Source organism: Sphingobium sp. JAI105, assembly GCF_015752145.1.
GTDB lineage: Bacteria > Pseudomonadota > Alphaproteobacteria > Sphingomonadales > Sphingomonadaceae > Sphingobium > Sphingobium xenophagum.
In genome coordinates this window covers 2,050,769-2,069,111 of the sequence record NZ_JADOUC010000001.1, presented here as the reverse complement: position 1 = coordinate 2,069,111, position 18,343 = coordinate 2,050,769, and the positions used below count along the sequence as shown (strand labels likewise).

The following is an 18,343-nucleotide window of genomic DNA, read 5'->3' as shown; positions in this document are numbered from 1 at the left end:
TCGGCAATGCCGCCGAGGGAAAAACTGGTCAGGGCGGCTGGACTCGAACCAGCGGCCTCCGGCTCCCAAGGCCGGCGCTCTGGCGCACCTGAGCTACACCCTGTCTTGGACCTTGGGGGCAGCTGGCCCATTCCAGCCGCCCCTCGGTTCCGCGTGTGCCGGGCTGTTCGACCGACCCGACACAATAGTGTTTGCAGAAGGCGTGCCAGTTTTGTGCGAGAGTGCGTAAATATTTTCTAGTTCATTGTAATACAAAGAAAATCTTAGGAACTTGACTGTGAGAGGCGCGAACCGATCTCGCGCCACTGCATTGAAATTGTATATCATGGTATAAGATGATATACGTCAGGCGCATGAAGCCCGCTACAGTTATCAGCTTTCTCGGCTCAACGCTCGATGCCTCGAAGTTCGGCCCGTCGCGCTGGATGAAATGGCGGCCGTCGGTCGGACTGTGTATGCATGAGGATTTGCGGGTTGACCGCTTCATCATGATCCACGGCTCGGCGCACAGCCGCCTCGCCGCATATGTCAGCGAAGACATCGCCTCGGTTTCTCCCGAGACCCTGGTCGAACGGCACGTGATTGACTTCACCGACGCCTGGGATTTCGAGGAGGTTTACGGCAAGTTGCTCGACTTCGCGCGAGCACAGCCGCTCGACCCGGATGTCGAAGACTACCTGATCCACATCACTACTGGCACTCACGTCGCGCAGATCTGCCTGTTTCTACTGACTGAGGCGCACTACTTGCCCGGCCGCCTGCTCCAGACCCAGCCCAAGCGCGGCGCGCCTGATGCGGCAGGGACCTGGAGCGTGATCGATCTCGATCTGTCGCGCTACGACAGCATTGCCACGCGCTTTGCCAGCGAGGTGGTCGAGAGCACCTCGTTCCTCAAGTCGGGCATCGAGACGCACAACGCGGCATTCAACACGATGATCGACGAGATCGAGCATGTGGCCAGTCGCACCCGCGCGCCGATCCTGCTGATGGGGCCGACTGGCGCGGGCAAGAGCCAGCTCGCCCGGCGGATCTTTGAACTGAAGAAGCTCAAACGACAGGTTAGCGGCCAGTTCGTCGAGGTGAACTGTGCCACCCTGCGCGGCGACAGCGCGATGTCGGCGCTGTTCGGACACAAGAAGGGGGCCTTCACCGGCGCAGCCGCGGATCGGCCGGGCTTGCTGCGCACCGCCGATGGCGGGATGCTGTTCCTCGACGAGATCGGAGAGCTCGGGCTCGACGAGCAGGCGATGATCCTGCGCGCGATCGAGGACAAGCGGTTCCTGCCCGTCGGAGCCGATCGCGAAGCAGACAGCGATTTCCAACTGATCGCGGGCACCAACCGCGATCTTGCCAAGTGCGTCGCTGACGGCACCTTTCGCGAAGACCTCTACGCGCGCCTGAACCTTTGGACCTTCGCGCTCCCCGGCCTCGCCGACCGCCGCGAAGATATCGCGCCCAACCTCGACTATGAGCTCGACCGCCACGCCGAGCGCGAGGGCGAGCGAGTGACCTTCAACAAGGAAGCGCGCGATCGTTACCTGGCATTCGCGATGTCTGGCGAAGCGCTTTGGCCGGGTAATTTTCGCGATCTGGCCTCGAGCGTCACCCGCATGGCGACCTTTTCGCCCAAGGGCCGGATCGATGGCGAGGTTGTGGCAAGCGAGATCGCGCGGTTGAAGCGACTGTGGTCGGGAGCCGGCCAGCCATCCGACGAACTCGGCACGCTGTTGGCAATCGATGCGCTGGAAGCGCTCGACCCCTTTGACCGCGTCCAGTTGGCTTTCGTTGTCGAAACCTGCCGGGCCAGCCGTTCGCTCTCGGATTCCGGCCGTAAACTGTTCGCCGCATCGCGGGCAAAGCGCGCCAGTACCAACGATGCCGACCGGTTACGCAAGTATCTGGCGCGCTTCGGTATCGACTGGCGCGATCTAGCCTGACCCCCTTCTACGCAGTTCAAACCGGGTACCAACATAGACGCGCACCGGGTTACCGCGTTCCAGATCGCGGTGGTTTTTTTGCCACTGCGCGCGGCGAGTTTCGTCCTGCGATTGTCCGCGCAGTTGCTCCAGCATGATCGCCAGCTTCAGCCGCGCAAGCTTGCGGTTGGCGTGCTGCGATCGCTGTTCTTGCGCGGTGGTCACCAGCCCGGTGGGCCGGTGGTGCGCGCGCACGGCGCTGTCGGTCTTGTTGACGTGCTGGCCGCCCGGCCCGCTCGCGCGCATCGCCTGATAGTCGATGTCCGCCTCGTTCAGATCGGCAAACGCCTCAGGCTCGGGGGCCAGCGATACGCCCACGAACCAGTTCTGTCGTTTGTGCCCTGGCCGGTGCAATGACAGTCTTCCACGCGTTCCAGTTTCGCTTGGTCGTCGAGGCTTTCCAGACCCGTGACAAGTCATCCCAATAGGTATTGACAAAATCTGAGAGGATCGGCGTCGCCTTGACCACTGCGCGCTTGGGCAGACCGTCGAGTGCCACTTCGGTAAGCAAGCGCCGGGCCTGAGGGGAAGTTGCAGCTCCCCGATTTTCAACGCGGATGGGCTTGGGATCAGGACCGGATTATTGATCTGCTTGCCTCAATCTCCGAGGGTTTTCCTGTTGGCGCCTTGATGACATTAGATGCGTCGGGAGAAGTGTCTTTTGCCGTTCGGCCCGTAGAAGGCGCTCCTGCACCGATCAAGCCCCTCGAAGCGTACTTGCTCGATGGCCAACAGCGGATGACTTCGCTGTATCAGTCGACCTTCTCGCCTATGCCGGTAGCTACCTAGACGGCCAAGAAGCGGCCGATCAAGGTGCATTTCTATTTCGATAACCGATATCGCAGGGCCTGACCAGGACGCGAGTGGTCAGATCTTATTGACCATATGCCGAGCTTCCCAATGAAGGTGCCTCATCTACGCCTCCGCTTACTTCTGGTACACCTTCCTGCCCGGCGTGCGTTCTGACTTCGGTTGCCCTTTCCTCGATCTCCTTTGCGAAGACCTCCAGCATTGAGGAACCTGCTGGCATCGCCGCCACCTCCTCGACCGTCGCGGGCAATTCGCGCAGCAACCGCGCCGTCACTTGTTCGACCCGCTGCACCGTCCCCCGTGCTGCCAGTCCTGCGGCTTCTGCCATGCGCCGCCAGTGGCGGCCGTAGATGTGGCGGCCACGGCGCTGCCCGCCAATGGCCTGAGCGTGGTTCTGGGTGATGTTGGTCCAGGCGAGGCCGGACATCAGATCATAGAGCGAGGCAAGCTGCGGCGCGCCCGGGCCGAGCAGGATCGAGTAATTCTTGGCGTGGGAGTCGACGTTGCCGATGGCGATATTGAAGATCACGGCGTCCAGCAGGCGGGTGATGTCGCGCGCGGTCATATGCTGGCGGACAAGGGCGAACATGTCGGCGATAGAGGGGCCGCGAACGCCGGTGCCGTTGAACTCATACTTGGCGGCGGGAGGACGGACGAGGGCCTGGCAGAAATCCTCCTGATGCAGGCGGCGGACATCGTTGCCGGTGCCTATCCGGTCGTAGCGCTCAACAAGGAGGTAGCTGCGTTCCCCTGCTACGCCTGTGGTCACCGGCGCGACATTGAGACCGATGCGGCGGGCAAGAACCATGCACAGTGCTTCATTCTGGACGCTGCCGGGCAGGCGTGGATTGTCGGGCTTGAGTATATGGGTGGATGGCGCGCCGTTGATAGGCACCGCAATCTGGCCTTTGATAACGGCCACCGGCAGCTTTTCCTGTGCGCCGGCAAGGCTCATCGAGACGCCGTCTTCGCCCACCAGGAATGGCCGGGAGGGCAGTTCCTCGATGATCCGTTCCAGTGCACCGCCATCCGGGATCGGACGATAGCCGGGCTCGCCGCGCGGCTGCTGCGGCGCGATGCTGAGCGCGCCTGCCAGATCGTTGCCGGTATGCGCGATCAGGCCAAGCGCATCCTCCGGTGCTGCACCGAGCGCGCGCGTCATGGCGCGCAGCGGTTCGCCCTCCGGCAGGAGGTTCATCAGCCAGGGAAGGACCTGTTCCCCGTCATACGGCTCCGGCCGGTTCGGCATTGCCAGCGAGACCGGGAAGCTGTCTGGGGAAGACAGCCATGCTTCGTCATACGCGAGGCGGGTCGCCCGTGCATCGGCACTGATCTTGGCGACCAGGCGGTTCTCGTAGTGGACGGGAAGTTCCAACGTCAGGCCTGCGGAGTGCCGGTTGCGGTGAGCCGCAGGCCCACAACCTTGGCTGCGGCGAGTGCCTTGCCGAGTTGCGCGGTGGGCTTGCCTGCTTCCAGATCGACAATGAAGCGTTCGCCGCTGTTGATGGCGAGCGCCAGCTCCCGCTGGGTAAGGCCAAGGGCCTTGCGGGCCGAGGCGACGGCTGCGCCGAATTGGGTTGCGTTGTCGATCATGTCATTCTTACCGAGCGGGAAGTTCCCATATATGCCGTAAAGATTCAAGAGCATTTCTTCCCGATCGGGAAGGAAGCCCCCTGATGTTGAGGCCTATACGGAAATTCTTACCGATCGGTAAGTTTATTGGTGGCCTGGGCGGACGTTCCGTGTTATCGAAGGCGCGTCGAAGTCATTGGATCTTGTCCGTGTCGATCGCCAGCGCTCCATACGACGATGAAGAAATACTGGCCATGACACGGGCGGCCGCTGCATTGGTCGCGCGCCGGGGCGTTCAGGATGAAGCAGCCGAGCGGCTTCTCAACGGCGAAGGGCGGGCTGCAGCGCTGCTCGGCATTCATCGCGCGTTGCGATGCGTGTTCGCTGACAGCGATAGAGCCGCGCGGTGGATCGCTGCACCTAACGAGGCCTTCGATGGGGCCAGCGCGCTCGATCTCATGCTGGCAGATGGCCTCGCAGGTATGCGGCGCGTCAAGGCCTACCTGGATGCGGAAATCGCCAGCTGACCAGATTGGTGACAGACCCTGAGCGGTGCGGCAGGATCAACCTGGCAACGAGCTCGCAGTGCCCGATGGCTTGCGGAAGCTGCCTTGCAGCACCTTTGCACCGGACCTTAGCTGGTCGAGATAGTCCGCCCAGCTCTGCATCATCCTGATCCGCTCATCCCAGTGCTCGCCGCGCGCGTAGGCGCGGCGGACGTCATCGGTCTCGGCATGGCCGAGCTGGCGCTCGATCGCGTCGGGGTTCCAGTGACCCTGCTCATTAAGCAAGGTGCTCGCCATGGCGCGGAAACCGTGGGCGGTCATCGTGGTGCCGTCGAAACCCATTCGCCGCAGCGCGAGGTTGATCGTGTTTTCGCACATGGGTCTATCGCGCTTGCCCTGGGCGGGTAAGAGGAAGCGGCGGTTGCCGGTGATCTCGCGCAGCTCTTCCAGGATGGCGAGGACCTGACGGCTGAGCGGCACACAGTGCGCGACGCGCACCTTGGTCTTGTCGGCGGCGATGGTCCAGATGTTGCGGGTGAAGTCGAACTCGCTCTATTCTGCCTGCCGCAGTTCGCCCGGACGCACGAAAACATAGGGGGCAAGCCGCAGCGCCGCATGGGTAACCGGACAGCCTGAATAGGCATCGATGGCCCGCAGCAGAGCGCCCGTTTCCTTCGGCGTGGTGATGGCGGCGCGGTGCGTCACCTTGGGCACGATCAGCGCGCCGCGCAGGTCTGCCGACACGTCGCGGTCCGCGCGGCCGGTGGCAATGGCATAGCGGAAGACCTGTCCGCAGGTGCTGAGCAGTCGTCGTGCGGTTTCGTAATGGCCGCGTTTCTCAACCGCGCGCAGCACGGCCAGCAATTCGGGAGCCTTGATCTCGCCCACCTTGCGATCTCCGATCACGGGGTAGGCGAATTCGAGCAGCCATGTCAGCTTGCCCACAGTCACATCGGCACGGCCCTCGCGTCGGGCCTTGTCGAGCCATTCTTCCGCCACGGCCTTGAAGCTGTTCACATTGGCGAGCGGCCCGGTGATCTTATCGATCTTGCGCTTGGCGGCGGGGTTGATGCCCTCGGCGATCTGCTTCTTGATCTCCAGTCGCTTGGCTCGCGCCTCGGCAAGGGTGATGGTCGGATAAACCCCGAGTGCCGCAGTGGCCCGCTTTTCACCAAAACGATAGTCCATCCGCCAGTATCGTTGACCCGCGGCCGTCACCAGCAGGTACAGCCCGCCCCCATCAGAGAACTTGTAGGGCTTGTCGCGTGGCGCGGCTTTTCGGACGGCCAGATCGGTCAGCATGGTGCCACCTCTGTCGGTTTTGATACCGTCATGTACCGCCAATTTCAACGAATTCGGCTGGATGCCGATGGACGCCAAACTTGTCGTAAGTAGCTGTTTTCTTGGTTTTTCCGGGCACTTGCGGAAGTGTCCGGAAAGGTGCCAGAAGAACTCAAGCTTGGCAAGCTGCCCGACCGAACCCCAGTGAAGCTCTCGATCACCATTACGCCCGACCTGCAGGCATCTCTGCAGGATTATGCGGCGGTCTATGCCGAACCCTATGGTGTCGAGGAGCCGGTCGTAGAGCTCGTACCAGCGATGCTGGCCGCGTTTCTCGAAGGCGACCGCAACTTCGTGCGCAGCCGGGATGCGAGAATGCGGGGCCGACAATGATCGAGCGGGCATGGGAAAGCAAGATCGAGCCGCTAACGGTCCGTATTACCACTGCCGTCCGGATTACCGGGCTCAGCCGATCCCGGATCTATGAGCTCATCCAGTCGGGCGATCTCGAGGCAACGAAGGTCGGACGCGCAACACTGGTGCAATATCGAAGCCTGAAGCTCCTGACGGGCAACGAAACATCGAGCAAGGACGAGCCGGATTGAGCTGCTTCAAGACCGATACGCAGTACCGCCGCTGTCGACGGCATGCCGATCTCGGTCGGCTCCCGATCGGCCTGATCAAGCAAGGCATATTTTGGATAATTGATAATAAGTCCGTCTTGAACGGACATTCAGCGTCAATCATGAAATGACAGACTTGATTTTATTTTATAGAAATGCCATTTAGTCCGTCATGGGCGGACCAAATAGCCATCGCCTGAAACGCGTCCTCGATCAGGTTCCGCCCGGATTCCTGGTCGACTCGCGCTGGCTCGCTGATAGCGATGTGGCGAAGAGTTCGGCGTCGGATTATCATCGCGAAGGCTGGCTCGATCGCGTCGCACGGGGCGTCTATCGCCGCCCCTATCCGAAAAAGCCATCACAAGACGTGGGCGACTGGAAGCTGGCGGTACTCTCCGCGCAGTGGCTCATGGGCTATGACTTTCACGTCGGAGGGATGACCGCACTCAGTCTTGAAGGACACGAACACTATCTTGGCCTGGGACGCAGCGCGAATGTCTATCTCTATGGCGATGTGCCGGCATGGATGCCCCGCCTCAGCCTCGACGCCCATGTCATCCTGCGCCGACGGCAGCTGTTCGGCTCTGAACCTCTCGGCATCGACGATCAGGACTTCGACCCCACCGCGAAGGATGCTCCCAACCCGTGGGACTGGCCGTTCCGGCGATCGAGTCCGGAGCGGGCGCTGCTCGAAGTGCTCAACGAACTTCCGGACAAGGAGAGCTTCCACAAGGTGGACATGCTCTTCCAAGGAATGACATCACTTCGGCCCGGCCGCCTTGCCGCGCTGCTGCGCGCCTGCAAAAGCGTGAAGGTGAAGCGGCTGTTCTTCCTGTTCGCCGACCGGCACGGGCACCGCTGGCTTGCTCATCTCGACCGGGCCGGGGTCGATCTGGGCAAGGGGCCGCGGATGCTGGTCGAGGGCGGTCGCTACGCCGCCGCCTATCAACTCGTTGTTCCGGAAGAGTTCGCCACATCGCCATCGAACGAGGCCGACGATGGCGCGTGAGCGCTACACGGCGCAGGTCGCGCTGCTCGTCCGCGCGCTTCCCGTGATCGCCGACGAGCCGTCGTTTGCCCTCAAGGGAGGCACGGCGATCAATCTCTTCTATCGTGACATGCCGCGGCTCTCGGTCGACATCGACCTTACTTATCTGCCGCTCGATGAACGCGCCACGGCTCTCGCGGCCATCGACACGGCCTTCGACCGCATGGTCGAACGGGCGCGGCAGCTTCTGCCCGGTGTCGATGCGCATCGCATCAACGGAGGCGGTGACGTCGATACACGGCTGCTGCTGCGTGCTGCCGGCGCCGAAGTGAAGGTCGAGGTGTCGCCGGTGCTTCGCGGTACGGTCGCGCCGCCGCGCGTGATGCGTGTGACCGACGCGGTCGAAGAAGTCTTCGGCTTCGCGGAAACAAGCGTGCTTGCCTTCGAGGACCTCTTCGCGGGCAAGCTGTGCGCCGCGCTCGACCGCCAGCATCCGCGCGACCTGTACGATGTCCATCTGCTGTACCAGCATGAAGGCCTCACCGGCGCGCTGTTCCGCACATTCCTCGTCTATGCCGCCTGTTCGGGCCGGCCCTTGCACGAACTGATCGATCCCAACCGGATCGCTATCGACCGCGCCTTCGCCGACGAATTCGACGGCATGACGATCGAGCCCGTTCCGCTTGCAACGCTGCTTGCAGCACGCGAGCGGCTGATCGAGGATATTGGATCCCGGATGACCGGCGCGGCCGCCGCTTTCCTGCTTTCGATCCACGACGTCGAGCCTGATTTCGACCTGATCCGCTTGCCGGGCGCCGCAGAACTGCCGGCGATCAGATGGAAGCTGCTCAACCTGCGAAAGCTCAAGGACGGCAACCCGGATAAGCATGCTGACCAGCGCGCCAGGCTATTGGCCGCTTTGCGAATTTGAGACGGCATCAAGGCTCGGCAGACTCGGATGAAAAGAGGTCTCCCGTTCGACAGGTAAAAGCCGCAACGCTCGCGCTGTGACAAAACCTCGGACTGGGCGGCGCTGAGCCAGAGGATTTGTCACTGCCCCGATCGCCGGATCGAAACGCCGGGCTCAATGCCCGGCGCCTCGATACCTTCCGGACCTATGCTTTTCGACCAGCCCTGAAATCGGGCCGAAGGACAGTCCCGCCGTCGCGCAACTGGTCGAGATAGTCAGACCAGTGCTGCATCATCCGCACGCGCTCGTCCCAATACTCACCCCGGGCATAGGCGCGGCGGACCTGGTTGGTATCGACGTGCGCGAGCTGGCGCTCGATCGCGTCGGGGTTCCATTCGCCCATTTCATTGAGCAGCGTGGCCGCCATCGCCCGGAACCCGTGCGCGGTCATCTGGTCGCTGGTGTAGCCAAGCTTGCGCAAGCCCTGGTTCACGGCATTTTCCGACATTGGCTTGCGCGGCTTGCCGAGGCAGGGGAAAAGGTACTTCCACCAGTGTGTGTGCTCGTGCAGTTCCTTGAGCATCGCAATTACCTGTCGCGACAGTGGCACACGGTGAGGTCGACGCATCTTCATCCGCTCAGCAGGGATGAACCAGATCTCTTCCTCGAAATCGATATCGGTCCACTCGGCCTGCCGCAGCTCACCTGGCCTCAGCAGCACGTGGGGCGACAACCGCATCGCCATGATTGTCACTTTGTGCCCGGTATAGCCATCGATAGCGCGGAGCAGCGTGCCGACTTCGGACGGTCGCGTGATGGCCGCGAAATGCTTGACCTTAGGCACGGCGATCGCGCCACGAAGGTCGGCCGCGACATCCTTTTCGCACCGAACCGTTGCCACGCCGTAGCGGAATATGCGGCTGAGCACGCTGCGCATCCGCCTGGCAGTCTCGTAGGCGCCGGTCGCCTCGACCTTTCGAAGCACGGCGAGCGCCTCGTGTGGCGTAATCTGCGCAATCGGGATGCTCCCGATCAAGGGATAGGCCTTGGCGAGAAGCCAGCGAATCTTGTCGACGGTCACTGGCGCGAGGCCGTCCCGCTCGCACTTCACCAGCCATTCCTTGGCGACCACCTCAAAGGTATTGGCCGCGGCGTACTTGGCCGCGATCCTGGCGCGCCTTTTTCTCGAGTGCTGGATCGATCTCCTCAGCAATCTTCTTCCTGGCTTCGTCGCGCCGGACACGGGCTTCTGCGAGGCTTACGGTTGGCCACCCTCCGAGGTGCAGCTTCTTCTGCTTGTCCAGAAAGCGGCAATTGAAGCGCCACAGCTTCGAGCCGTTTGGCTGGATGACGAGATAGAGGTTTTGTGAATCGGAAAGGTGCCAAGCCTTCGCTCTCGGCTTGGCGGCATTGATCTGAATGTAGGTCAGCATGGTCGTTTTCCCAGCAAGGCCGGGTCGATCCGAAGGCATCAAAAAGGGCAGCATTTTGGAGTCGCTGCTGATGCCCTTAGCCGGATTTCGCCGGACGGTGTCTGGCGATTCTCGGTCTGAAAATGCTGTGAAACCAGCCGCTTACTGGACGCTACTGGACGTATCCAGAGCCAGTATTGGTGCCAGAAGAGGACTCGAAAACAGCATATTTATTTCTATAATTCAGTATCTTACTATGGTTAGCGTCGGTCGATACCATAGTCGATACCCTGGGACTTTTTACTCCGGAGGTTCGAGTCCCTTGGCGCATGTTCAAGTGCGAAATCGAGCCCGTCAGCCGCGTGATTCGCTCCAGGCGTTGATCGGCACGAAAGCCTAATTTCGGCGCAGCACAATAACCTAAAATCCGAACGCCCCAGACAACTCGACCCAAGCCCAGAGGCTGGCCGGGTCATCCCGCCTTGATGAGCAAGCGCCTGGCCCGATCGGCGATCAGATCGGCAAACCTGACAAAGTTCTCACTGCCTGGCAGCCTCTGTTTCAGGCTGCTGTCGGGCGCATCCAATTGCGCCAAGGTCGCCTCGCACAACTGCCGTATGCGACGCCGAAGATAAGGGGCACCAATATTGACGTCCTCCGCGAACTGATCCCAGTGGCGTGACTCGATCTCTTCCAGCGTTGCCTTCTTCGCAATTTTCATTGCCAGCTTGGGCGACAGATCGCGATAGGCGACCGTGGAAAGTAGGTCATAGAGCGGCGCAAGCCGGATTGCCCCGTCGATGTGCAGCAGGCTGAAATTCTTGGCGTGCGCGTCGGCATTGCCGATGATCAGATTGAAGATGGCCGCATCCGCCAGCTTCAATATGTCGCGCGCGGGGCGGGTGGCGGCCTGGCGTAGCAAAGCGAAGCTGTCCTTGAACGTGGGACCGCCTTCGCTGGCATATTTGCGCTGTGACGGGACGCCCAACGCCTGGGCAAAATCTTCCTGATGAAGGCGAACCAATCGGCCATCGGCGTCCCGAGTTCGGTCGTAACGCTCGATCAGCAGGAAGGATTGATCCTGGACCCTCCGCATGGTGACCGATGCCACGTCCAGCCCGATCTCTCGGGCCAAGGTCATGCAGTAATATTCGTTCTCGGTCGTCTGCTCGAACCGCGCGATCGGTGGCTTGAGAATATGGCTGGTGGGCTGCCCCGGTGCCGGGAGCGCGATATGATCGTCGATCAGCAGGACGGGCAGCTTGGACTGCGCGCCCGCCAGGGATAGGCGCAGACCGCCTTCACCGGCGAGCATGGGCCTCATCGGCAGATGCTGCAGCAATTGCAGCAAATGCTCGTCATCAAGAATGTCAGGCGTTCCGCTCGCAGGTGCTGGTGGAAGCTGACCTTCCGGCAACAGCATCAGTGCGCCGGCGACTTCGCCGCCGAGATGCTCCAGCAACTGGAATTCATTCCCGGCCGAAACGCCTAATGCCCTGGCGATCGCGCTACGCTGCCCCTCTTCCGGCAGAATACCGCCGAAGAAGGAATGACATACCCGTCTGCCGAACGGCTCCACCTGCTTTGGCAACGAGAAGGACAGCGCGGGCGCGTCGGCGTCTTCGAGCCATTCGGGTGCGTAGCTGAACCCCATGTCGCCATAGTGGTTGAGGTGCAGGAATCCAGCGACCTTACCGCCCCACCATATGGAAAGCTGCTTGCTCATTTGATGCGTGCCGGCGTTGCAATGGAAACATCGCAGCCGAGGGTCGCAAGAACCTGCAATGCCTTGCCCACTTGCAGCGTGGGCTTGCCTGCCTCGAGATCGACGATGAAGCGCACTCCGACACCGCAAGCTGCGGCGAGCTCTTGCTGCCGCAACCCTTGCGCCTTGCGTTCTTCTCGAACGATCCTGCCAAGTGCGTTGCTATCCATATTCCCGAGCGGGAACATAAATCATCCGACCCGCCTGAACAAGGCGATTATTCCCGAACGGGAAATTTATGACTCGCGGATCTTCGAAGGGCTGAATTATTCCCGATCGAGAATTTCATGGCAACTCGACGAAATCGGCCCAAGCAAATCCATGTGACAAAACCTCTGACATATTCTAATTTTGCCATAGGAATTGTCACATGACCATTAACGCCGCAAACCAGCGTGATCGCCTAACGTGCTTGCTCCAATGCAGCGCCCTTGTGCGTGCGCGGGAGCTTCGCAGCGCCGGAATAGCCTCGGAAACGATCGCGCGTGCAGTGAAGGCCGGCGAGATCGAGCGGGTCGCGCGTGGACTCTATCAGCGCCCGGACGCACCGATTGATGCCGCACACACACTCGCGGAGACCGCGAAGAAAATCCCCAAGGGCGTGATCGCCATGGTTTCGGCGCTCGCATTCCACGAACTCACCGACCAGATGCCGCGCAGAGTGTGGGTTGCGATCGGCCGCGGCGACTGGTCGCCAGTCGCTTTCTATCCTCCCACGCGGATTATCCGGCTCAGCGAGAAATATCTCCATCAAGGCGTCGAGCATCACATGATTTCGGGCGTCAGTGTCCCGGTCTACTCGGTTCCGAAAACGCTCGCCGATCTGTTTCGCAACTCCAGACTGGTCGAACACTCCATAGCGGTGGAGGGGCTGCGCGCGGCCCTTGCCCAACGCAGAGCGACCCCGGGCGTGATCGCGCAAGCGGCCATCGCCGGCGGCGCATGGCGTATCATGCGGCCTTATCTCGAGGCTCTCACCTGCTAGCGCTCTACCAATCGCTTGATGCATCGGTAGGGGATGAACGTGGATCGCCCGATCTTGAGAGTTTCGATCTCGCCGGATTGGATAAGCTCATAGAGGGTCGAACGGCCGATACCCGTCAACTTGACCGCCGTCTTGATCCGAACGGTGAGCGGTTCCATCGGCAGTGCATCCTGCTCGGCTATCGCCTTGAGCGCCTGCTTGCGACGCTCGTCGTCACTCAACCCGCGGGTCATGATCTGGTCCGCGAACGCGCAAACCCGCGATCGCTTTCGAGGAATGCCATCAGCATCGCAGGGACGAGTTCTGCGATCGGTTCTTCACGCCCATAGGCTGCCGCGTAGAGTGCGGCATATTCCTGTAGCATCTGGTGCAGGTCGGGTGTGACGGTGATCGGCAGTTTGATCGGCGTCCTGTCCGGCAGCTTGGGAAGCTTGAGTTCCGGCATGTGTTCCTCCTAACCGCGCCACGGCGCGAGAATGAGATCGCGATGTACGATGAGCCTGACCGGCGCGCCCGGCCGGATGGTGATGGTCGGCTGTATCTGCGGATTGCGGGACGTGATCTGGTCGCCGGCGCGGGACACATTCTGCTGCGTGGATTCGCGGATCGCCTGGACGAGATCGCTCTCCCCGGAGAAGGTCACGTTCGCACCCACGCCAAGCAGGGTCGAAATCGCGACGCCCTTGAGCAGCGTCCATGTGTGGAAATCGACCTTGTCAGCGAGCCCGGCATAGCCTGACGGGTCCGTTGCGGGCACGTTGTCGAGGCGGATCGAGCTGCCGTCGGGCAAAATGATCCGCTGCCACACGACCAGAGCGCGCTTCTGCCCGAAGGCGACGACGCTGTCGTAGCTGCCGATCAGCCGCGCGCCCTGCGGAATGAGAAGAATGCTGCCCGTTGCGCTGTCGAAGACCCGTTCCGTCACCTGGGCGGTGACGAGGCCGGGGAGATCGGACCTGAGCCCGGTAATCAGGCTTGCCGCGATGACACTGCCAGCGGACAGCATGTCCGGCGACGCCGGTGGGCTCAACCGATGCTCATTTACGTCGCCGCCGGTGTCGCGCGCAGCGACGAAGTCGGCCTTGCGCCGCTGGGCATTGGGGTCGCGATCTGGATCGATCGCGAGCCGGGCCTCCTCCGCAGCCGCTGCCGGCGGAGAAGATGGTGTCGCATCGGCGCTGCGGGTCGGATCGGTGCGGTTGCCGGATTGTACCAGCAATCCCGACTCGCGCGCCGCCTTCAGTTCCTCCGCGCGCCGATCGCGTTCGGTCGCGGCGGCCTGTTCCGCGCGACCGGTTTCGCCGCTCGCCGGCGCGACGCCCATCGCGCGCTGATGATCGAGGATCGGCCGGCCGAGATCGCCCGGCAATGGCGGTCCCAGCTTCGGCACGTCGCCATAACTGCCCGGGAGCCCGCTCAGTGCATCAGTCGGTGCCTTCGCCGCGATCGTCTGGTCGTCGGCCTGCCCTGCGAGGTGCAACGCGGACGGCCGCAGCGCAACCCAGGCCGTTGCGATCAGGCTGACGGAGCCGAGCGCCGCGATCGCGACGACGGCGCCCCGCTTGAAGCGGATCGCCCGCGCCGGCTGGGCGCGAAGGGCGAGCGTTTCCGGGTCCACCTTGCCCGGTGCGGCGGGGGTCTCAGGTGCCGTTGGAGTTGCCGTCTCGACAGTCATGACCCCCTCCGCTTGGGCGCGCCTTCCGCCACCCTGCTGATGCGGACGACCTGCTGGTGCTTTGTCCCGAGGCGAAGTTCGGCGACGTCGAAGATGCGATCGACGACGTAGAAGCGGCCCTTGACGCGATAGTTGACGAGCTGAGCCTCGCCTTTTCCGTCCACCAGGAAGATCGGCGGCGCCTCGCCGACGGCCAACGTCGCCGGGAACTCGATGAAGGTCTGCCGCCCATCGTCGAACGCGCGAAATGGTCGCCAGGCCGGTCGATCGCCCGATACGGCATAGTTGAAGTGGAGCTGCTCGACCTCGATCCCGGCCGCGACGGGAGCCGCTGTCTCGGTCGCTGCGGCGGCGCGCTTCAATGCGATTAGCGCATCCTGGGGATAGGTCCAGGAAAGCGCCGCCATCGCGGTCTTCGTCATGCTGGTCAGCGCAATGTGATAGCTGCGCCGATCTGTGGTGATCACCAGGTTGGTGGACAGGCCGGCACTGAATGGCTTCACCAGTATATGGGTCCGCTTTTCGGCGCCGGACCCGCTGGTGGTATCGCCGATCACCCACCGTGCCGTGTCGCCGCTCGCCACGGCGACCAGCGTCTCGCCCGGTTGCAGCGCGATGTCGGTCACCCGCTCCGGGGCGGTGATGACACGGTAGATGGCGCCGTCGGTGAAAGGATAGACCTGCACGGCGTTGATGAACCCCTGAGCGGTCGGCTCGATCGTCGCCGCGCGGTTGGCGATGGCGATCGGCGTGGCTTCGCGCGACACGTTGCGGTTCGGTGAGGTCGCCCCTGCGTTGCCGGAGAGAAGGATGAGGCAAGGTGCCAGCAGCGCGGTCGCTGCGAGAGTTCGGGTCATGGCTGGGTCTCCGTATTAACGGTCGGTTGAGCGGCAAGATTCGGGTCGAGCGGCGAGCCGAGCGGCACGTTGCTGAGCGGCGGTGCGGTACGCGCGGGAGCAGTCGACGCCGCAGGCTCGAGTTCGCGGCTCCAGTCGATCGCGTCGATGTAGATGCCGAGCGGGTTCTTCCGGAGCGTGTCGGCCGATGCCGGCGGCTTCGTCAGGATCGTCAGGATGCCAGTCCAATGGGAGGAACCTGCCTCACTGCCACGTTCGTAGGCTGTCTCGGTCCATTTGACCTGGAAGGAGCGATCCGATGCCCGGACGACGCTGGTAACCTGGACCGATACGGTGCGCTCGCCGATCCTGGCGAAGGGGTCCGCGGCCCGCGCATAGTGGCCGAGAAACTGGCTTCCTCGCGTCGTGGTGAAGTCATAGGCGGACAGCCAATCGCGGCGCATCAGCACGGGGTCGAGCGAAACCCCCCGGACATTCTCGATGAACTTCGCCAGATGCCAGGCGATCTGGGGATCAGTCGGGTGATAGCCCGATTCGGCCTCGGTCACGGCCCGGGCCTCGCCCAGGCGATCGACCTCGACGACATAGGGCGTGACCCGGCTTTGCAGCGACTGCCAGATGAGCGCGCCCGACATGGCGGTCGACAGCGACAGCGTGCCGAACGCCATCAATCGCCAGTTGCGGGCCTGGACGCGGGCCGACCCGATGCGGTCATCCCAGGCCTGGCCGGCGCGTTGATAGGGTGTCTCCGGCTCAGGCGTCTGCGCGTAGCGCTGGACGGCGCGCTTAAAGAACATGGGGTATGAAGATCATGGCTCAATCTTCCCTTTCCTTGATGTCGGGGGTGGCGGAGACGCCGCCGCGATCGCCTTCCTTCAGTGTCTGCATGGCGACATGGCGGTGGTGGCGGGCGTCCTGCTGGCGGCGCAGCGAGCGTGCCCAGGGCGGTGCGCCGTCAACAGCACCGCCCGAAGATGATCCATTCGAATTGGCGCCGCCATTGAGCGCGGACCAGGCGGCGTCACGACCGCGCTCGGCAGCCTCGCCCAATCCCAGCGCTGCCGAGGCCTTCTGGCGGGCCGCGCCCGCCGCCGCCTGCGCCATGCCGCCGATGCCGGCGCCGACGCTCGACGATCCGGCTGCAGTCTGGCCGAGCTGGTAGGAGGCCGAAGCCGCCGAACCCATGGTCGTGCCGGCCCGGATCGCACCGAGCGCAGCACCGCCGACCGCACGGGCGGCGCCGATCGTAGCGCCGCCGGCAAGCATGGTAATGCCGGCCGCGCCGACGGCTGTACCGAGTGCGGCGCCTGCCCCCAGTTGTGGCGCGCCGGAGACGAGGCCCGAGGCGATGCCGGGACCGAAGATGCCGAGGCCGAACAGCGTGAGCGACGCCAGTACGAGGCTCATGGCCTGGGCGATGTCGGGTTCCTGGCCCTGCAGGGCGGTGGTGAACTCGCTGAAGAAATTGGAGCCGATGCCGACGATGACGGCGAGCACCATCACCTTGATGCCGGAACTGACCACGTTGCCCAGCACTCGCTCGGCGAGGAAGCTGGTCCGGTTCCAGAGCGCGAACGGCACCAGCACGAAACCGGCGAGCGTCGTTAGCTTGAACTCGACGATGCAGACGAACATCTGCACGGCGAGGATGAAGAAGGCGATGATCACGATCGCCCAGGCAAACAGCAGCACGATGATGGTCAGGAAATGATCGAAGAAGCTGGTGAAGCCCATCAGCTTCGCGACCTGATCGAGCAGCTGCCAGGCGGCCGAGAAACCGGTGCCCGCGAGGCGGCCGGGTTTCAGGAGGTCGTCCGCCGAGAGCGTGCCGCCGCCGGCAGTCAGGCCGGCGGCCGCAAAGGAACGGAAGATGATGTCGGCCAGCGTCGAGAACCGGTTCAGGATGAAGGCGAACGCGCCGACATAGAGGATTTTGCGCAGAAAACGGCCGATCACGTCCTGTTCGCCGCCCATCGCCCAGAACAGGCCGGCGAGCGTGATGTCGATGCCGATCAGGGTCGTGGTCAGGAAGGCGACATCGCCACCCAGCAACCCGAACCCGCTGTCGATGTAGCGGATGAAGGTCTGCAGGAATCGATCGATGACGTTCAGGTCGTTCATAGGGAAATCCTGGGAATGAAGCCGCGGGGTCCGATCTGGGGAGCGGGACCGAACCCCGCGGCGGCAGCGGCGAAGAGGCGAATTCGCCGGCGCCCGCGCACCGGCTCGGGCCTATTGGGGGGTGTAGGCCGAGCCGGAACCGAGGAACTTGGTCGTCGCGGCGCGTGCGTCGATTTCGGCCTGCGCGCGGCGTGCCTGCTCGATCGCCTGCGCCCGGTACTGCGCCGCCATCAGGTTCTGGATCTGGAACTGCTGCTTGGCGGTCAGCGCAAGCAGCTGGTTGGTCGCCTGTTGCGCTTGCAGCGCGCCCTCGGCGCCCTGGCTCCGCGATACGATGCTGTTCAGGGTCTGCGCGTCGGCCTGGACATTCTCGACGACCTGCGCCTGCACGCTCATCGTCTGCTTGTAGGCCGCCATCTCGGCGTCGAGCCGCGTCCGCGCCGCAACAACCTGGCTGTCCATGGTCATCGCCTGGTTGAAGTTCTGGGGAAAGAGCTGGCGGAATTGCTGGTCGAGGCCGTCGACACGGAACTGGATACCCTGCGCCTGGCCCATCAACTGGTCGATCTGCTGGAGCGTGCTTGTGATCGCCTGAATCTCGGGAAAGCCGATCGTGGTGAGATTCTTCGCCTGGTTCATCAGGCTCTGGGCCTGGTTCTGAAGCGAGCGGATCTGGTTGTTGACCTGCTGGAGCGTTCGCGCAGCGGTGAGCAGGTTCTGGCTGTAATTGCTCGGATCGAACACGGTGAACTGCGCATGGGCGGGCGCACTCGGCACGATCAGCGTGATTGCGAGCGAACCGATGGCGCCGGCCCCGAGCGCGGTCGCGACCAGATATTTGCGGGTTGGAATACGCATCACA

Annotated in this window: 20 protein-coding genes, 1 tRNA gene and 2 pseudogenes; 8 read left to right on the top strand and 15 right to left on the bottom strand. The window is 62.9% G+C overall.

From position 1 onward, the window contains the following. Positions 1-25: 25 nt before the first annotated feature. Positions 26-103: transfer RNA gene (locus IWY39_RS09975), tRNA-Pro, on the bottom strand. A 250-nt stretch (positions 104-353) separates the two neighbouring features. Here IWY39_RS09975 and rtcR point away from each other — a divergent pair. Then, positions 354-1,937 (top strand): RNA repair transcriptional activator RtcR, encoded by a 1,584-nt coding sequence (rtcR, locus tag IWY39_RS09970; protein ID WP_107126195.1) that lies wholly within the window; start codon positions 354-356, stop codon positions 1,935-1,937. Here the strand turns inward: rtcR and IWY39_RS09965 are convergent. Continuing rightward, positions 1,929-2,294 carry a peptide chain release factor-like protein gene (locus IWY39_RS09965; protein WP_409994384.1) on the bottom strand — a complete coding sequence of 122 codons (366 nt, stop codon included), beginning with the start codon at positions 2,292-2,294 and terminating at the stop codon, positions 1,929-1,931. The two genes, rtcR and IWY39_RS09965, sit on opposite strands and share 9 nt — an antisense overlap. A gap of 213 nt (positions 2,295-2,507) precedes the next feature. On the opposite strand from IWY39_RS09965, the gene IWY39_RS24580 reads away from it, so the two are divergent. Beyond that, the gene (locus IWY39_RS24580) at positions 2,508-2,765 is read left to right on the top strand and encodes a DUF262 domain-containing protein (RefSeq protein ID WP_107126193.1); all 258 of its coding nucleotides are present in this window, start codon (positions 2,508-2,510) and stop codon (positions 2,763-2,765) included. A gap of 85 nt (positions 2,766-2,850) precedes the next feature. Here IWY39_RS24580 and IWY39_RS09955 read toward each other — a convergent pair whose 3' ends face one another. Then, a complete protein-coding gene (locus tag IWY39_RS09955; RefSeq protein WP_107126192.1) occupies positions 2,851-4,161 on the bottom strand; it encodes a type II toxin-antitoxin system HipA family toxin in 1,311 nt (436 codons plus the stop codon). Positions 4,162-4,163: 2 nt separating this feature from the next. Continuing rightward, a complete protein-coding gene (locus IWY39_RS09950; protein WP_181316849.1) occupies positions 4,164-4,379 on the bottom strand; it encodes a helix-turn-helix domain-containing protein in 216 nt (71 codons plus the stop codon). 188 nt (positions 4,380-4,567) lie between these two features. Between IWY39_RS09950 and IWY39_RS09945 the strand changes: the two genes are divergently transcribed. After that, the gene (locus IWY39_RS09945) at positions 4,568-4,885 is read left to right on the top strand and encodes an MbcA/ParS/Xre antitoxin family protein (RefSeq protein WP_107126201.1); all 318 of its coding nucleotides are present in this window, start codon (positions 4,568-4,570) and stop codon (positions 4,883-4,885) included. Positions 4,886-4,921: 36 nt separating this feature from the next. On the opposite strand, the pseudogene IWY39_RS09940 reads toward IWY39_RS09945, so the two are convergent. Beyond that, positions 4,922-6,166, bottom strand: a pseudogene (locus tag IWY39_RS09940) (tyrosine-type recombinase/integrase). 138 nt (positions 6,167-6,304) lie between these two features. Here IWY39_RS09940 and IWY39_RS09935 point away from each other — a divergent pair. From IWY39_RS09935 to IWY39_RS09920, 4 genes are all read left to right on the top strand, one after another. Beyond that, the gene (locus IWY39_RS09935) at positions 6,305-6,538 is read left to right on the top strand and encodes a DUF2274 domain-containing protein (RefSeq protein ID WP_107126200.1); all 234 of its coding nucleotides are present in this window, start codon (positions 6,305-6,307) and stop codon (positions 6,536-6,538) included. Continuing rightward, positions 6,535-6,750, top strand: coding sequence for an AlpA family phage regulatory protein (locus tag IWY39_RS09930; RefSeq protein ID WP_107126190.1), 216 nt, complete (start codon positions 6,535-6,537; stop codon positions 6,748-6,750). Before IWY39_RS09935 ends, IWY39_RS09930 begins: the two co-directional genes overlap by 4 nt. A gap of 190 nt (positions 6,751-6,940) precedes the next feature. After that, a complete protein-coding gene (locus IWY39_RS09925; protein ID WP_107126189.1) occupies positions 6,941-7,777 on the top strand; it encodes a type IV toxin-antitoxin system AbiEi family antitoxin domain-containing protein in 837 nt (278 codons plus the stop codon). Then, on the top strand, positions 7,767-8,687 hold the full coding sequence (locus IWY39_RS09920; protein ID WP_107126188.1) for a nucleotidyl transferase AbiEii/AbiGii toxin family protein: 921 nt from the start codon (positions 7,767-7,769) through the stop codon (positions 8,685-8,687). Before IWY39_RS09925 ends, IWY39_RS09920 begins: the two co-directional genes overlap by 11 nt. Positions 8,688-8,871: 184 nt before the next feature. Here the strand turns inward: IWY39_RS09920 and IWY39_RS09915 are convergent. The 3 genes and pseudogenes from IWY39_RS09915 to IWY39_RS09905 form a co-directional block, all read right to left on the bottom strand. Beyond that, positions 8,872-10,099 (bottom strand): annotated as a pseudogene (locus IWY39_RS09915) (tyrosine-type recombinase/integrase). Positions 10,100-10,550: 451 nt separating this feature from the next. Then, the gene (locus IWY39_RS09910; protein ID WP_107126187.1) at positions 10,551-11,804 is read right to left on the bottom strand and encodes a type II toxin-antitoxin system HipA family toxin; all 1,254 of its coding nucleotides are present in this window, start codon (positions 11,802-11,804) and stop codon (positions 10,551-10,553) included. Continuing rightward, entirely contained in the window at positions 11,801-12,013 is a 213-nt protein-coding gene (locus tag IWY39_RS09905) for a type II toxin-antitoxin system Y4mF family antitoxin (RefSeq protein ID WP_107126186.1), read from the bottom strand. Before IWY39_RS09905 ends, IWY39_RS09910 begins: the two co-directional genes overlap by 4 nt. A 200-nt stretch (positions 12,014-12,213) precedes the next feature. Here IWY39_RS09905 and IWY39_RS09900 point away from each other — a divergent pair, with 200 nt between their 5' ends. Next, the gene (locus IWY39_RS09900; protein WP_107126185.1) at positions 12,214-12,828 is read left to right on the top strand and encodes a type IV toxin-antitoxin system AbiEi family antitoxin domain-containing protein; all 615 of its coding nucleotides are present in this window, start codon (positions 12,214-12,216) and stop codon (positions 12,826-12,828) included. Here the strand turns inward: IWY39_RS09900 and IWY39_RS09895 are convergent. From IWY39_RS09895 to trbJ, 7 genes are all read right to left on the bottom strand, one after another. Next, on the bottom strand, positions 12,825-13,061 hold the full coding sequence (locus tag IWY39_RS09895; protein WP_107126184.1) for a helix-turn-helix domain-containing protein: 237 nt from the start codon (positions 13,059-13,061) through the stop codon (positions 12,825-12,827). The genes IWY39_RS09900 and IWY39_RS09895 overlap by 4 nt on opposite strands. Next, the gene (locus IWY39_RS09890) at positions 13,058-13,273 is read right to left on the bottom strand and encodes a DUF2274 domain-containing protein (protein ID WP_107126183.1); all 216 of its coding nucleotides are present in this window, start codon (positions 13,271-13,273) and stop codon (positions 13,058-13,060) included. Before IWY39_RS09890 ends, IWY39_RS09895 begins: the two co-directional genes overlap by 4 nt. 9 nt (positions 13,274-13,282) lie before the next feature. Continuing rightward, positions 13,283-14,503 (bottom strand): TrbI/VirB10 family protein, encoded by a 1,221-nt coding sequence (locus tag IWY39_RS09885; RefSeq protein WP_107126182.1) that lies wholly within the window; start codon positions 14,501-14,503, stop codon positions 13,283-13,285. Then, positions 14,500-15,360, bottom strand: a complete 861-nt coding sequence (gene trbG, locus IWY39_RS09880; RefSeq protein WP_107126181.1) for a P-type conjugative transfer protein TrbG — start codon at positions 15,358-15,360, stop codon at positions 14,500-14,502. The genes IWY39_RS09885 and trbG overlap by 4 nt, the downstream gene beginning before the upstream one ends. Next, positions 15,357-16,157, bottom strand: a complete 801-nt coding sequence (gene trbF / locus IWY39_RS09875; protein ID WP_107126180.1) for a conjugal transfer protein TrbF — start codon at positions 16,155-16,157, stop codon at positions 15,357-15,359. Before trbF ends, trbG begins: the two co-directional genes overlap by 4 nt. A 19-nt stretch (positions 16,158-16,176) precedes the next feature. Continuing rightward, on the bottom strand, positions 16,177-17,481 hold the full coding sequence (trbL, locus tag IWY39_RS09870) for a P-type conjugative transfer protein TrbL (protein WP_107126179.1): 1,305 nt from the start codon (positions 17,479-17,481) through the stop codon (positions 16,177-16,179). Between the two features lie 111 nt (positions 17,482-17,592). Next, positions 17,593-18,339, bottom strand: coding sequence for a P-type conjugative transfer protein TrbJ (gene trbJ, locus IWY39_RS09865; RefSeq protein WP_107126178.1), 747 nt, complete (start codon positions 18,337-18,339; stop codon positions 17,593-17,595). Positions 18,340-18,343: the final 4 nt, after the last annotated feature.

What these genes read in the sequence shown, in the direction of transcription:
- rtcR (WP_107126195.1), top strand. Translation starts at nt 354, where the DNA reads ATGAAGCCCGCTACAGTTATCAGCTTTCTCGGCTCAACGCTCGATGCC.
- IWY39_RS09950 (WP_181316849.1), bottom strand. Translation starts at nt 4,379, where the DNA reads ATGATCGACAACGCAACCCAATTCGGCGCAGCCGTCGCCTCGGCCCGC.
- IWY39_RS09930 (WP_107126190.1), top strand. Translation starts at nt 6,535, where the DNA reads ATGATCGAGCGGGCATGGGAAAGCAAGATCGAGCCGCTAACGGTCCGT.
- IWY39_RS09925 (WP_107126189.1), top strand. Translation starts at nt 6,941, where the DNA reads ATGGGCGGACCAAATAGCCATCGCCTGAAACGCGTCCTCGATCAGGTT.
- IWY39_RS09920 (WP_107126188.1), top strand. Translation starts at nt 7,767, where the DNA reads ATGGCGCGTGAGCGCTACACGGCGCAGGTCGCGCTGCTCGTCCGCGCG.
- IWY39_RS09910 (WP_107126187.1), bottom strand. Translation starts at nt 11,804, where the DNA reads ATGAGCAAGCAGCTTTCCATATGGTGGGGCGGTAAGGTCGCTGGATTC.
- IWY39_RS09905 (WP_107126186.1), bottom strand. Translation starts at nt 12,013, where the DNA reads ATGGATAGCAACGCACTTGGCAGGATCGTTCGAGAAGAACGCAAGGCG.
- IWY39_RS09900 (WP_107126185.1), top strand. Translation starts at nt 12,214, where the DNA reads ATGACCATTAACGCCGCAAACCAGCGTGATCGCCTAACGTGCTTGCTC.
- IWY39_RS09895 (WP_107126184.1), bottom strand. Translation starts at nt 13,061, where the DNA reads ATGACCCGCGGGTTGAGTGACGACGAGCGTCGCAAGCAGGCGCTCAAG.
- IWY39_RS09890 (WP_107126183.1), bottom strand. Translation starts at nt 13,273, where the DNA reads ATGCCGGAACTCAAGCTTCCCAAGCTGCCGGACAGGACGCCGATCAAA.
- IWY39_RS09885 (WP_107126182.1), bottom strand. Translation starts at nt 14,503, where the DNA reads ATGACTGTCGAGACGGCAACTCCAACGGCACCTGAGACCCCCGCCGCA.
- trbG (WP_107126181.1), bottom strand. Translation starts at nt 15,360, where the DNA reads ATGACCCGAACTCTCGCAGCGACCGCGCTGCTGGCACCTTGCCTCATC.
- trbF (WP_107126180.1), bottom strand. Translation starts at nt 16,157, where the DNA reads ATGTTCTTTAAGCGCGCCGTCCAGCGCTACGCGCAGACGCCTGAGCCG.
- trbL (WP_107126179.1), bottom strand. Translation starts at nt 17,481, where the DNA reads ATGAACGACCTGAACGTCATCGATCGATTCCTGCAGACCTTCATCCGC.
- trbJ (WP_107126178.1), bottom strand. Translation starts at nt 18,339, where the DNA reads ATGCGTATTCCAACCCGCAAATATCTGGTCGCGACCGCGCTCGGGGCC.